This is a genomic window from Pedobacter sp. BAL39, assembly GCF_000170795.1.
GTDB lineage: Bacteria > Bacteroidota > Bacteroidia > Sphingobacteriales > Sphingobacteriaceae > Pedobacter.
On sequence record NZ_ABCM01000001.1, the window covers coordinates 115,262 to 129,016 of the forward strand.

A 13,755-nucleotide genomic window follows, 5' to 3' on the forward strand; every position below is an offset into this window, starting at 1 on the left:
TTCAATTTATAAACTCGTCATTGTTACAAACTCATAGGGACGTCCATCAACAGGACTTCCGCATCTGCGGTATTTGCCTTAAAGCTGATGCTGTCCGTTTCCCATATACCTAAGGCATCGCGTTGACCTAATATTTGTCCGTCGATCGTCACTTCTCCGCTGATCACAAAGGCATACACCCCATTCCCTGCTTTTTTGATCTGATAAGTGCTTTCAAAGTCTTTATCAAATTTTCCCAACGAAAACCAGGCATCCTGATGGATCCACACCCCGGCATCATCCGCATTTGGCGATAAGATCTGTTGGAAGTGATTGTGACGCTCATCTACATTCAATGTCAGCTGATCATAACGTGGTGAAACATTTTTCTTGTTCGGGAACAACCAGATCTGCAATAACTTCACCGCACGGTCTTCATTTGCATTGAACTCGCTATGGCTTACACCAGTGCCAGCACTCATCACCTGAATATCGCCATGTTGTATTACGGATGCAGTACCCAAGCTGTCCTTATGTGCCAATGCGCCCTCTAATGGGATCGTGATGATCTCCATGTTATCGTGCGGATGTGCGCCAAAGCCCTTTCCACCATCGATGCGGTCATCATTTAACACCCTCAGCACACCAAAATTCATGCGCTCCGGATGGTAATATCCGGCAAAGCTGAACGAATGATGGGCATCCAGCCAACCATGATTGGCATGACCCCTGGTATTTCCTTTGTGCAAAACAAACTGTGACATATATTTCCTTTCTTAGTTATACCACAAAGATAGCGGCCTCAAAATCAAGTCACATTGATGTAAGGTAAGTAATGCATCACCAGCGTATATCATATAATATGCATTTATTATCATAAAAATGCCTAAATTTCCCTTGGAATGTATAGAATCTGCGGGGGTTCTTTTAAAATCTACTGTTTTTCGTAGAATATGCAGATGCAAGGTGGGGAAAAATTACTTTTAGAAAAACTTAAAACACAGGACCAGTCGGCCTTTTCTGAACTTTACGCTTTGTATATCAGGAAAATATATGCCTATGCCCTGGGAATTGTAAAATCTCCGGACCTGGCTGAAGATGTAGCACAGGAAACCTTCGTAAAACTCTGGGAACTGGCCCCATCTATCGAATCTGAAAGACAGCTCGGCCCCTACCTCTTCACCATTGCCAGAAATCATGCACTGAACATCATCAAAAGGGCATCCCGGGAAAGCAGCATCTCTGAGGAAATCTTCAGCAATGCCATACACCAGTCCGAAAACGGCTTGCAATATACACAGCGGAAGCAAACCGGTCAGCTGATCAGAATGGCCATCAATCAGCTCCCGCCAAAACGCAGGCAGATCTATGAATTGTGCCGCGACCAGGGGTACTCCTATAAGGAGGCTGCAAAAGTACTGGGCATCAGCGACAACACCGTAAACAGCCAGATGGTGAAAGCCATCAAAGCGATTAAGGATTTCATGGACCGACACGGTGCGCTGCTCCTCTCCCTTTTTTTATTTGCCATCAATAAAGATTTATTTCATTAGGGAGTAAATGTACCGGTCTTCTGAATTGTAATATTAGGAAACAAGGCAAATTTTGGAACAGTCCGTCAAACAATTATTTGTAGATTTTATCCTCAACAGGTGCAGCAAAGCGCAGATCGAAGAGGTGAAAAATCTGATTGAAAAAGGTATTTACCAGGAGGAATGGGAAGCTGCAGCGATTGCCGCCATGCCCGACTTTGAGCAGGCCAGTCCTAAGGACCTCTTTGTGGATGAAGAAAAGATCTTTCTCCGCATTCAGCAGGACATCCACCTTAAACCGGCGGCTCCCGTCCGCTTATGGAGAAAATTAAGTATTGCTGCCAGCATCATGCTGATAGCTGGCGTCAGCTACTGGCTGATCTCTTCCCGTCACCCGCTTCCGGCGACGAAAGTACGCACCACCACAGCCCAGCTTGCAACACAAAAACCGCAGGAACATAAATGGATCAAACTGCCCGATGGCAGCTCAGTGCACCTGAACAGCAACAGTAAACTGGACTTCCCGGAGTCCTTCAATGGCGGTACCAGGGAGGTCACACTTGAGGGTGAGGCCTATTTTGACATCAGTCATGATGCTACAAAACCTTTTATCATCCATACCGGAAAAATCAGGACCACCGTACTGGGAACGACATTCAACATTCGCGCATACCGTGCCGACACCGCTGTTACGGTTACCGTAACCCGTGGAAAGGTAAAGGTAGAAGAAGGTCCACGGATGCTCGCCATCCTGCTGCCCGACCAGCAGATTTCCTGGCGGCCGGCAGCAAAGCAGCTGCCTGTTGAACATGTAGATGCCACAGCGGTCGTCAACTGGAAAAATGAAGACCTGATCATGGACGACATCAGTCTCGCTGAAGCTGCCGTCCTCATCGAAACACGATACCACCTGAAAGTGAAGTTTGAAAATGAGCAGGTAAAATCCTGTCGCTTTACCGCTGCTTTCTTAAACCGCAACGACATCCAGCAGGTGATCCATGTGATCGCCGCAATTACAGGAGCTGAACTCCAATTAAAAGACAACCTGATCACCATCAACGGACCGGGATGTTAATCCACCACCTAAACCAAAACAACCAGATGAAAAATAAAGCCTCTCCGCCCTACTGATCCATGAAAGACCATAAAAAAAGCGAACTCCGGTTGCAGCCGGAGCTCGCCAATGGGTCTTAAATTTTTCTTTGATTCAAACCTAAACCCTACGCAATGTATTACATTTTTACGCGCTATGCAAGCCGGTGCGTGCCGGTATTTTATTCTCCGTTTATCAAAAAACTAAGATTTTTTATGAAAGTAAACGCGATCATGTTAATGTTCATTATTTTCGCGGCCAGCAGCCTCATGGCCGCTTCGGGTGTTGCACAGACGCTGAGCGAAGTGAATGTATCTGTCAGCGTCAACAATGGGACACTACGCAATGCTTTCAGCCAGATTGAACAACAGACCGACTTTAGGTTTGCCTACCGCAATGAGCTGATCTCTGCCTTCAGAAACCTCAAAATAAACGGCCGCCAAAGGTCTGTAAAAGAAACCCTTGATGAGCTGCTCAAAGGAACTGGCATCAGCTACAAACAACTCAACAACAGCATCATACTCTTTGAGACGCCTTCCACGGCAACACAACAGGCAGTACTCCAGGAAACCATAACCGGTGTAGTCCGGGATGAGAAAAACCTGCCCATGCCAGGCGTATCCGTGAAAGTCAAAGGACAAAACAATGGGGTAACCACCGACGGGGAGGGACGCTTTTCTATCTCTGTCGCCGATAACACCGTATACCTGCTGTTCAGCTATGTGGGTTATGAAACACAGGAATATAAAGCTGCATCGAAACAAAACATCAACATCAGCCTCAAGCCTGATGTAGGTACGCTCGATGCCGTTGTAGTCATCGGTTACGGCACCACCACCAAAAGAAACAACACAGGGGCAGTATCTTCCATTACCTCAAAAGACATCTCCAGCCAGACCATCTCCGATCCCATTGCTGCACTGCAGGGTCGCGTGGCCGGTTTGGATGTTACCGGTACCTCCGGATATCCCGGCGCGGCCTACAGTGTTCACCTGCGTGGGATCAACTCCATCCTTGGCGGACAAGACCCGTTGTACATTGTTGATGGTGTGCCCTTCATTTCCACTCCATTGAACCAGTTTACGGGCGCAAACGGCAATACGAGCCCATTGAACAGCATCAATCCTGCTGATATCGAACGCATTGACGTGCTGAAGGATGCTGATGCGACGGCAATTTATGGATCACGGGGTGCCAACGGAGTTATCCTCATCACTACAAAAAAAGGAAAAAGCGGAAAAACCAGCGTTGACGGTAAAGTATATAGCGGCGCCTCTTTTGTCAGCCATAAGGTCAACATGCTCAACACCGAACAATACCTCGCCCTGCGTCGAGAGGCTTATGCAAACGACGGGGTTACACCAACACTGGAATCGGCACCGGACCTCCTGGAATGGGACCAGCAGCTGGACAACAACTGGCAGGATAAACTGATGGGCGGCACCGCAGCGATGACTGAAGCACAGCTGTCTTTATCCGGTGGATCTGAACAAACCAACTTCCTCTTCAGCGGTACTTACCGTACGGATGGCACAGTAACACCTGGCACGCAGGATTATAAACGTGGTGCCATCAACCTGAATGTCAACCACCAGTCGGTAGACCGTAAGTTCAACATCAATGCATCTGTAAAATATGTATCTGATCTGAACAAATCTTTCATCAGCGACTTATCGCAATACTTCAACCTACCGCCAAACTTCCCGGTCTATGCACCTGACGGAAGTTTCTATTGGTTCGGCAACTCGCAAAACCCCATGGCGCTGTTTGAACGTGGTTATGAATCCTCAAACAAAAACCTGACGGGAAATGTGCTGGCCAAGTACAACATCCTGGAGGGCCTGAATGCCCAGCTGAGCCTTGGATACAACCGCATCTCCATGAACCAGACCCAGACTTTGCCGGAACGCTCCTTCAATCCGAATACCTACACCACCAGCAGCGGCCTCTATGGGAACAATGAAAGGAACAACTACATCGTGGAACCGCAGCTGGACTATAGCCGCAAAATCGGAAAGGGTACCTTAAGCCTGCTTGCGGGAGCTACCTTGCAATCCGCCATCACCGAAGGTGCGGCCACTACAGGAATCGATTTTGCGAGTGATGAGCAACTGAACAATCCTCATGCTGCAGTCACACTGGAATCGAGGAGTTATAACTATACCGACTACAAATACACCTCTGTTTTTGGTCGTGCAACCTACAACTGGGATGAAAAATACATCCTGAATGGTACCTTCAGGCGTGATGGATCCTCACGGTTCGGTCCAGGAAAGAAATTCGGGAACTTTGGTGCCCTTGGTGCCGCCTGGATCTTCAGCAATGAATCCTTCCTGAAAGATCATCCCAGCGTCCTCAGCTTCGGAAAGTTCAGGGCCAGTTATGGGACTGTGGGTAATGACCAGATCGGCGACTACAATTATTACGACAGCTGGTCGCCTACCAGTTTCCCTTATGCGGGGTCTGGAACACTATACCCAAGCAGGTTCCCGAATCAGAACTACCAGTGGGAAGTGAACCGTAAGTTTGAAGTGGCCGCAGAACTGGGCTTTTTCAAAGACAGGATCCTCCTGAATGCCAGTTATTACCGCAACAAATCGGGCAACATGCTGGTCAACTATGTGTTGTCCTCACAGTCGGGCTTTGAGTCCTACATCGCCAACCTTCCGGCAGAACTTGAAAATAAAGGTTTTGAGCTGGAGCTGACCACGAGCAACATCAATACTGAGCGCTTTAAATGGAACACCTCCTTCAACCTGACCATTGCCAGGAATAAATTATTGAAGTATCCCGGACTGGAAAACTCTTCCTACGCCAGAACATACTTCATCGGACAGCCAATTAACGTTACCCTGGGTTACGTCTCTACTGGGGTGGATCCAGAGAATGGCTATGCTACCTTCGCCGATCAGAACAATGATGGCAGCATAGATGAAGAAAATGACCAAATCATCCTAGGCACAGTGACGCCCAAATTTTATGGGGGTATGCAAAACAGCTTCAGCTATAAAAACTGGAGCCTCGACTTCTTCCTTCAGTTTGTGAAACAGGAAGGTCCCTTGCTCAACTATGGCTACCAGTCGACGCCCTACGGCTTCTTCGGAAATAAAGATGTAAGTGCGCTGGAGCGATGGACCACACCTGGACAAACAGCCAGCATCCCGGGAGCAACCGCCGATGCGGGCTCCGATGCGTATGCCGCCTATAGCCAATGGCGACTGTCGACGGCCAACTGGGGTGATGCTTCTTTCATACGTTTAAAAAACCTTTCATTACGATACAATTTAGGAGCAGCAACAAAAAACCTGAAAATCAGCAACCTGACAGTATTCGTCCAGGGGCAGAACCTCTTTACCATCACCGGGTATAAAGGCTTCGACCCAGAGACCAAGGGTACAGCACTACCACAACTTACGACCTACACCGCCGGCCTGCAATTTTCATTCTAACCCCTGAAATTTAACATCATGAAAGCATTTACATACATCATTATAGCGGGTCTGATCACCTGCACCAGCGCATGCAAAAAATTCGTCGAAGTGGATGACCCAAGGACAGAACTGGCCTCCGGGACGGTCTTTATCAACGATAAAACGGCTACCGCAGCCATGGTCGGCATCTATTCAGACATGAACGGATTTAACTACCAGTATGCCAACATCGTCACCATGTTTATGGGCGGCATGAACGCCGACGAATTCACGTATGCCCTCAGCTCCACTGCGGAATGGGAAGAGTTCAAAAACAACCGTGTGCTACCCTCAAACAGGTTTGTCAACGCGCTATGGGCAGAACCCTACCAATACAACTACCGTGCGACGGCCGTCATTGAAGGAGTTACCGCCTCGACGACCCTTAGCCCTGCCGTAAAAAACCAACTGCTCGGTGAAGCAAAATTCCTGCGCGCCTTTCTTTATTTCTACCTCGTCAACACCTTTGGCGACGTACCGCTGATCCTGAATACAGATGTACAGACCAACACCAATCTACCAAGAACACCAAAGGAGCAGGTTTATCAGGCAATCATTGCAGACCTTACGGAGGCGAAGTCGCTCCTGAGCGTCAACTATCCGGAGAGTGGAAGAACACGACCGACCAAAGGTGCAGCGACACTGCTGCTTGCCCGTACCTACCTCTACACAGGAAACTACGCACAGGCAGAAATCGAGGCCAGCGAAGTCATCAGCAATAGCAACTACGAGCTGCTACAGGGAAATGACATGAACAAAACCTTCCTGGCCAACAGCCGCGAAGCCATCTGGCAGCTGCAAGCGGTCAATACCGGCGGAAGCAGGAACACCTGGGAAGGCTTCACCATGACACCGGCGAGCATCACCGCACCTGTGGCCTACTACCGGCTTACCAAAGGGACGGGTGGCCTCGTTGAGGCCTTCGAGCCGGGCGACCTGCGCAAAGCCAACTGGACAGGTGTTTATACCACCACGGCAACACCTCCGCTGACCCATACCTATCCCTACAAGTACAAGGTAAGGACAAATCCGGCAGGCGTTACGGAGTATTCCATGGTGTTGCGCTTTGCCGAAGCCTACCTGATCCGTGGGGAAGCCAGGATCCAGCAGAATAAACTTGCCCTCGGAATGGAAGACCTCGATGTAATTCACAAAAGAGCAAACCCTACAGCGGCAGCACTGCCGGTACCGGCGAATGTCGCCGCAGGAATGCTTACCGTAGAGCAGGAACGGCGCGTAGAGCTGTTTACTGAATGGGGCCATCGCTGGTATGACCTTAAACGGTGGAAAAGCGTGACTGGCGACAATGGCAAAACCCGTGCTGATGACATCCTGCAGCCACTGAAGGCCGCATGGAAGTCTACCGCCATCCTGATGCCCATTCCGGCGGATGCCATGAGGACCAATGGCAAGCTGGTTCAAAATGAAGGTTACAGTCAAATTACAACACCATGATCAAAAGATATCTCCTCCTGATCTGCCTTGCAACTGCTTTCCAGCAGTTGCAAGCACAGGTCGTCGACATACAGCCTTCGCATCCACAACGCGGACAGCTCCTCACCATCACCTATCATCCAGATGCAGAGGGGGCGAAAATCAACAGTGATGCCCCGCAGCCGTATGTCAACTTTAGTTTTTCACGTTTTTACGAGCTGCCAACGCAGCTGCAGATGCAAAAAAAAGGCAACAACTGGGTAGCCTCCTTCATCCTGCAACGTTATGCTACTTTTGCCTCATTTACCATTAACAGCGGTAATAACATAGACCAGCCTGCCGCCCATCAGCATTATTCCTTTGCTGTGTATGATGGCAATAAACGTGTAAAAGACAGTTATCTTCATGAGTCCTACAGCCTGCCCTCACAATTGGGTAAAGCTGCCGATCTTCCCCAGCGACAACTCGGGCTCATCCACAAAGAGCTCATTGCCTTTCCGGACAACTATGAAGCCCGTCTGCGTGAGAAGGCCATCCTGATGGGCATTGCGAAAACCCCTCAGGAAAAAACAAAATACCGCAATGAGGCGCTGCAGATCATTCACGCTCGCTTTGAAGAAAATCCATCTGTGGTCAGCAACCTGAATAAAGTCACCATGGGCTTTCTGATGATCGGCGAAAACTCCAGGCTCGATTCCATCCGCAAGGTGGTGCTGCAGCGTTTTCCAAATTCCGACCTCGCCAAAGATTACCGGACCTCGGCAATCCTTAAACTTCCTGATACCGCCGCCCGCATCACTCCGCTGGAGGCTCTGCTCAAAGCTGGTGATGAAGCGGGAGAAGAAGGCTCTACAGCCATCCACGACCTCCTCTTTCAATATTATGCTGCTGAGGGCAACGCCACAAAAGCACTGCTCCATGCCAGAAAAAGATTGCAGGAAGATGGCCCCCAGACACCGAAAAACATCCTGGAGATCGCCTCCCTTCTTACCGCCAACAAGCTGGCGCCCGACAGCGCCATCGCTTATGCCAATACCGCACTTGGCATGACGGACCGCTGGCCGGTAGGGATCATCCGTTACTTCCCTGAATTCGGACATATCCCTTCTTATGTTCCGGACAGCGTAAGGACGGCAACCATCGCCGAAGCCAAATCAGAGCTACTGTCACTCATCGCACTCAACTACCTTTACAAAAAAGATAAGGCAAATGCACTAAAATACGCTGCAGATGCGACTGCAGCAGGTTACAGCAAGGCAGGCCTGATGAATGCCGCTTCCGTTTATGCACAAACGGAAAACCCAAAACAATCTTACGAGACATTATGGCAATTGCTGCTCCGCGACCCATCAGATACCGTTGCGATTCAAACAGCAAAGGTTAGCTTCCTGAAGTTTAATCCTTCCGAAGAGGAGTTCAACACCAAAATTAAAGGGCTGGAAACACTCCGGAAAAATCAGTTGAAAGCTGCGCTGAAAAAACAGCTCATGAACAAACAAGGATTGGTGCTCAACGCCTTCACCGATCTTCATGGAAAGCCCGTCAGCAAAGAGATGATGCAAGGAAAAATTGTCATCATTGACTTCTGGGCTACTTGGTGTATCCCCTGCATGGAAGAAATGCCGTACCTGCAAAAAGTCTATGACCAGTATAAAAGCAACCCGAAGGTGATGTTCATGGTCGTCAACAGCGGCGCACGCAACACCATCAAGGACGCTCAGGGCTGGGCAGCAAAAAACACAAAATATACCTTCCCCCTATATTTTAACAATGACCCAAATATCGGCGAAAAGATCGGCTTCAACATCATCCCCACCATCGCCGTGATTGACGGTCAGGGACTCATGCAGTTCCGTACCATCGGCTTTGAAGGTGCTGAAATGGAGCATAAACTCTCCGCTCAGATCGAGGTGCTGCTGGAGCAATAGATTCGCCTGTGGAAAAGCTCACCTCAAAGACAATACAACAAAAAACCCCGCTGCAGCGTAGCTGCAGCGGGGTTTTTTGTTTTTCAGGTCGCTAAAAAACTATTTTATCACAGACACCGCCTTATTCTCGGCACCTACACCCCATACTGTTCCGGGTTTACTGCCCATCGTAATTACAAGGGTTCCACCCTTGGTAATGTTCTGGTGGGAGATGTACGTTTTATTGTGCGTCACCCCATTCAGCGTCATGCCATTGATGTATTTGTTCTGAGGCCCATTATTTTTCACAACGATATGAAAGCTTTTATTGCCCGCAACTTTCAGCGTGGCCTCGTTCACTACAGGGCTACCAAATACATACTGTCCGTTTGCAGGGTTTACAGGGTAGAAACCCACAGCAGACAACACGTACCATGCTGACATCTGACCTACATCTTCATTCCCGATGATGCCGTCCGGTTTGTCGGTATAGAAGTCATCGAGGATAAACCTGACTTTCTCCGCAGTTTTCCAGGGCTGCCCGGTGTATGCATACATATAGGTCACATGGTGACTCGGCTCATTGCCATGCGCATATTGTCCGATCAACCCGGAGATGTCGTTTGAAGCCTTATCACCCATGTCGCCTTTTGCAATGAACAAGGAATCCAGCTTGTTGTTAAAGGCCTGCTCACCACCCAGCATCTCTGCCAGTCCTTCTACGTCCTGAGGCACAAGGAAGGTATATTGCCAGGCATTTCCTTCTGTAAAATCGCCATGTTCATGGATCGAGATGAAAGGTGTGTAAGGCGTCCTCCAGGTGTTTTCAGACAAGCGGCCGCGCATAAAACCAGCTTTCTTATCGTAGTAATTCCTGTAATATTGGCCCCTTTTGCTGAAATAAGCATAGTCATCAGACTTACCCATTTTCTTTGCTACCTGCGCCAGGCTCCAGTCGGCAATTGCATATTCCAGTCCCATAGACACCGACTCAGCGGTGCTGTCGGCAGGAATGTATCCCAGCGACTTCACAAATTTCGTTCCCCTGACATCCTGCATGGCCGTGGTTTTCATCGCCTCATAAGCCAAATCCACATCAAACCCTTTGTATCCTTTCAGGATGGCATCGGCAATCACGGGCACGGCACTGTAACCCACCATACAGTTGGTTTCATTCGCCATCAGGTGCCATACCGGCAAACTTCCCTGTTGTTTATAAATGGCCAGCATGGAGCTGATCATGTCGTTGGTATGTTCCGGGTGGATGATGGTCGACAATGGGTTGTTCGCCCTGTAGGTATCCCACAGAGAAAAGGTGGTCACATTGTTAAAACCTTCATTCTGATGTACTTTTTTATCCGTTCCCCAATATTCACCATTTACATCGTCAAAGGTCGACGGCGCAATCATGGTATGGTACATTGCGGTATAGAATTTTTTCATCTGGCTCAATGAATCTGCCTTGATCGTGATCTTTCCCAGTTCCTTGTTCCATGAGGCATCAGCGGCTTTCACTACCTGCTCAAAATCCCATCCCGGGACTTCTGTTTTGATGTTCAGCGCAGCATTGGCAATGCTCACCGGCGATATGCCCACTTTAGCATAAACTACTTCCCCTTTTTTCGTGGCAAAGCTCAGCACGCCTTTTACCCTGGTGGCCTTCAGACTGGTACCCGGCTTCAGTGCGGTGCTGTCATAAACCGCAAAGTCCCTGATGTCTTTGGAAAATATAGCCTTAAAGTAAATCCGCTGATCTACCGCCCAGCCTTTGGAAAAACGATATCCGGTAATGGTATTTTTGTCGACTTTCTCAATGTAAGTTTCTACAGGCGCATCCCATCCGATGCCCTCCTGAAGGTCGATGATGATGTTCGACTGGTTGGATGCCGGAAAGGTATACTTGTGCATTCCCACACGTCTACTGGTGGTGAGCTCTACATCAATGTCATAGCGTTGCAGGCTTACTTTATAATAGCCTGGTTTGGCAACCTCAGTGCTCCTGTCAAATGTGGAAAGAAAACCGCTTTCAGGATTTTCTGCTGTTCCTTTATTTACCTTAACAGGCCCTGTAGTCGGCATAAAACTTACATCACCGAGGTCACCTATCCCCGTGCCACTCAGGTGAGTGTGAGGGAATCCAATGATGGTATTGTCCGAAATATGGTATCCCGAACACCAGTCCCAGCCTTCAGAGATGTTCTCTGGCCCCAACTGCACCGCACCAAACGGCACATTGGCCCCCACAAACACGTGTCCGTGGAAACCAGAACCGATAAGGGGGTCTACGTATTGGGTTAAACCGGTTTGTTTCTTCGCCTTTGGGGGAGTTCCCTGACTAAAGGCATTGTACGTTAAAATCGAAGGGAGAACGGCTAGAAAAAAAAGCTTTTTCATAATTGATTTCAAATTCTGTGTGAAGCGACTAAGATAAAAAAATATACACTAAATCGTTTCAACATCGCAGATTACCTGATCAGCGTCAGCGAACCGCTCAGCGATTTCAGCATGAAGTCTGACTCCTGCTGTCGCTTGTAATACACTTTACCATCCGCTGCCAATGCGAAAACTGTAAGGTCATCCGTCGTAACAATGACTTTGAGCATCTGAATTGCAGACAAAAAATTACCTTCAGACCGCAGCTCCATCTGGCCACGTGCTGTGACCCCAAGAAAGAAAATGATGACAAATAGGAGAGACTTTAATTTCACGTTGCAATTTAATGCAATTCGCGAAATTGACGGCAAAAAATTATCGGCGCTCTACGAATTTATGAAAAGTGCTTTGCGCACCGTCGCCTTTTTTATTCTGGTAAAGAAACTCCAGTTCATCCTTCTCAAATTCTGTAAAGAAATCATCCCAGTCAATTTCCTCCAGCTCATTCTTATGCTCACTATGTTTTGGGAAATGAATTCTCAATAGGGCGCCACCTGCCTGGCTTGCGTCTTTTACTTTTGCAGGAACACCGCCACGTTCCACTGTCCAGTCTTTAATCTGCTGGTGATCTGTTGTCTGATGTGCTACGCTCATAACATAAAATTAATAGTTCAATTAAATAAACAGCTATAATAATAAATTAGTTTAAAAATTATTGTGTTCAGTCTGTTCAGTTCACATTCGAGAGAACCGACACTATTTTAAGGACTTAAATGAAACTTTGTAACGACCATGGCTGTTAATGTCTTATGGAAATTACAGCACTCATCGCCCAGCACATCACAGATGTTCACGAAGGCAACAACTGGACAGGAACCGACGTTAGTTCCGTACTTCAGGACGTCACTCTGGTCGAAGCCACTACAGTAACCGCCGCCTCCGTCAATACCATTGCCGCCTTACTGCAGCACCTCACCTACTGGAACAGGATCATGGTTCAGCGCATCGCCGGAATCAAAGTGACTATTCCGGACACCAATGGCTTTGATGTCCCGGCACCACAGAATGAAACAAGCTGGGAGCAGATGAAGGACGACAACATCTCTTCTGCCCGGGAGCTCGCCGATGCCATCCGCAACTTTGATGGAGCTAAACTGCAAAATCCTATCCTTCCAGGTTATTCAACGGCTTACAAAAATCTTCAGGGCAGTGTAGAGCACATCCACTATCACCTCGGACAAATGGTTATCCTGAAGAACCTGTTGAGGTCTTCATCTGAAAGGTAGTTGAAATGATAGGCGATCTATGTTTTCCCTGAGCTCCGGAATTGCAGCGCTCAAATGTCTGGCGACATCAACTGTAGCGATACCCATAAACAAAAATCAATCCTGGTCCACTCTACTGCAATAAATATTAAGTCAGCTGTACCGCTGACTTATTGTTTGATAAACCTGATGGAATAGCGTTTTCCTCCCTTTTTATAGCAGCAGCGGATTACTTTTGGCAGCTCATCATAAAACTCTTCTATGTCAGTCAATACAAACGTATCTCCAGCGGCCGCTGAAGAAGTTTTGTAAGCACTGAATTTCAACTGCCGGTCTTTTCCGACAAACCCCTGATCGGCAATAAACAAATCTTTCTTTTTCCTACCAGCCTTCGTAACCATTACTTCTGATGCACCAATATATCCGTCTGCAAAAGTCAGCTTGATTTGCTGACCATTAAACCGCGCAGCATAAGGAATGGTCTCATAAGCCTTCTGACTATAAGCAGCCACAGGCAACAACAAACTAAAAAGCAATACTAAACGTCTAACGCGAACCATAAGCTTCAAAAACCTTAAAGTAACCATAAGTATTTGAAATAGAACAACAAAAAGACAGATATCCGCTTTAACTTAAACCTCAACGTCATTCCTTGCAGTCAACAACTGCAGGGATATTTTTTTATATATTTGAGTTCACACT

The 13,755-nt window shown here is 48.0% G+C and carries 11 protein-coding genes; 6 read left to right on the top strand and 5 right to left on the bottom strand.

From position 1 onward, the window contains the following. Window positions 1-23 precede the first annotated feature (23 nt). Entirely contained in the window at window positions 24-743 is a 720-nt protein-coding gene (locus PBAL39_RS00520) for a pirin family protein (protein WP_008237122.1), read from the bottom strand. 189 nt (window positions 744-932) lie between these two features. Here PBAL39_RS00520 and PBAL39_RS00525 point away from each other — a divergent pair, with 189 nt between their 5' ends. The 5 genes from PBAL39_RS00525 (at window position 933) to PBAL39_RS00545 (ending at window position 9,436) form a co-directional block, all read left to right on the top strand. After that, the gene (locus PBAL39_RS00525) at window positions 933-1,532 is read left to right on the top strand and encodes an RNA polymerase sigma factor (RefSeq protein ID WP_008237123.1); all 600 of its coding nucleotides are present in this window, start codon (window positions 933-935) and stop codon (window positions 1,530-1,532) included. Window positions 1,533-1,584: 52 nt separating this feature from the next. Next, the gene (locus tag PBAL39_RS00530) at window positions 1,585-2,586 is read left to right on the top strand and encodes a FecR family protein (RefSeq protein ID WP_008237124.1); all 1,002 of its coding nucleotides are present in this window, start codon (window positions 1,585-1,587) and stop codon (window positions 2,584-2,586) included. Window positions 2,587-2,819: 233 nt separating this feature from the next. Then, the gene (locus PBAL39_RS00535; protein ID WP_232282874.1) at window positions 2,820-6,053 is read left to right on the top strand and encodes a TonB-dependent receptor; all 3,234 of its coding nucleotides are present in this window, start codon (window positions 2,820-2,822) and stop codon (window positions 6,051-6,053) included. An 18-nt stretch (window positions 6,054-6,071) separates the two neighbouring features. Further along, window positions 6,072-7,529 carry a RagB/SusD family nutrient uptake outer membrane protein gene (locus PBAL39_RS00540; RefSeq protein ID WP_008237127.1) on the top strand — a complete coding sequence of 486 codons (1,458 nt, stop codon included), beginning with the start codon at window positions 6,072-6,074 and terminating at the stop codon, window positions 7,527-7,529. Further along, window positions 7,526-9,436, top strand: a complete 1,911-nt coding sequence (locus PBAL39_RS00545; RefSeq protein ID WP_008237128.1) for a TlpA disulfide reductase family protein — start codon at window positions 7,526-7,528, stop codon at window positions 9,434-9,436. The genes PBAL39_RS00540 and PBAL39_RS00545 overlap by 4 nt, the downstream gene beginning before the upstream one ends. A 99-nt stretch (window positions 9,437-9,535) precedes the next feature. On the opposite strand, the gene PBAL39_RS00550 is transcribed toward PBAL39_RS00545, so the two are convergent. From PBAL39_RS00550 to PBAL39_RS00560, 3 genes are all read right to left on the bottom strand, one after another. Continuing rightward, the gene (locus PBAL39_RS00550) at window positions 9,536-11,809 is read right to left on the bottom strand and encodes a GH92 family glycosyl hydrolase (protein WP_008237129.1); all 2,274 of its coding nucleotides are present in this window, start codon (window positions 11,807-11,809) and stop codon (window positions 9,536-9,538) included. A 71-nt stretch (window positions 11,810-11,880) separates the two neighbouring features. After that, window positions 11,881-12,123 (bottom strand): hypothetical protein, encoded by a 243-nt coding sequence (locus PBAL39_RS00555; RefSeq protein WP_157273835.1) that lies wholly within the window; start codon window positions 12,121-12,123, stop codon window positions 11,881-11,883. A 40-nt stretch (window positions 12,124-12,163) separates the two neighbouring features. Then, a complete protein-coding gene (locus PBAL39_RS00560) occupies window positions 12,164-12,442 on the bottom strand; it encodes a hypothetical protein (RefSeq protein WP_008237131.1) in 279 nt (92 codons plus the stop codon). A gap of 155 nt (window positions 12,443-12,597) precedes the next feature. On the opposite strand from PBAL39_RS00560, the gene PBAL39_RS00565 reads away from it, so the two are divergent. Beyond that, window positions 12,598-13,074 carry a DinB family protein gene (locus PBAL39_RS00565; protein WP_008237132.1) on the top strand — a complete coding sequence of 159 codons (477 nt, stop codon included), beginning with the start codon at window positions 12,598-12,600 and terminating at the stop codon, window positions 13,072-13,074. Between the two features lie 149 nt (window positions 13,075-13,223). Here the strand turns inward: PBAL39_RS00565 and PBAL39_RS00570 are convergent, their stop codons facing one another. Then, window positions 13,224-13,589: a hypothetical protein gene (locus tag PBAL39_RS00570; RefSeq protein WP_198139719.1), complete on the bottom strand. Its 366-nt coding sequence runs from the start codon at window positions 13,587-13,589 to the stop codon at window positions 13,224-13,226. Window positions 13,590-13,755 lie beyond the last annotated feature (166 nt).

Bases quoted from the DNA above. Each gene is read 5' to 3' on its own strand.
- PBAL39_RS00520 (WP_008237122.1), bottom strand. From the start codon at position 743: ATGTCACAGTTTGTTTTGCACAAAGGAAATACCAGGGGTCATGCCAAT.
- PBAL39_RS00525 (WP_008237123.1), top strand. From the start codon at position 933: ATGCAGATGCAAGGTGGGGAAAAATTACTTTTAGAAAAACTTAAAACA.
- PBAL39_RS00535 (WP_232282874.1), top strand. From the start codon at position 2,820: ATGAAAGTAAACGCGATCATGTTAATGTTCATTATTTTCGCGGCCAGC.
- PBAL39_RS00540 (WP_008237127.1), top strand. From the start codon at position 6,072: ATGAAAGCATTTACATACATCATTATAGCGGGTCTGATCACCTGCACC.
- PBAL39_RS00545 (WP_008237128.1), top strand. From the start codon at position 7,526: ATGATCAAAAGATATCTCCTCCTGATCTGCCTTGCAACTGCTTTCCAG.
- PBAL39_RS00550 (WP_008237129.1), bottom strand. From the start codon at position 11,809: ATGAAAAAGCTTTTTTTTCTAGCCGTTCTCCCTTCGATTTTAACGTAC.
- PBAL39_RS00560 (WP_008237131.1), bottom strand. From the start codon at position 12,442: ATGAGCGTAGCACATCAGACAACAGATCACCAGCAGATTAAAGACTGG.
- PBAL39_RS00565 (WP_008237132.1), top strand. From the start codon at position 12,598: ATGGAAATTACAGCACTCATCGCCCAGCACATCACAGATGTTCACGAA.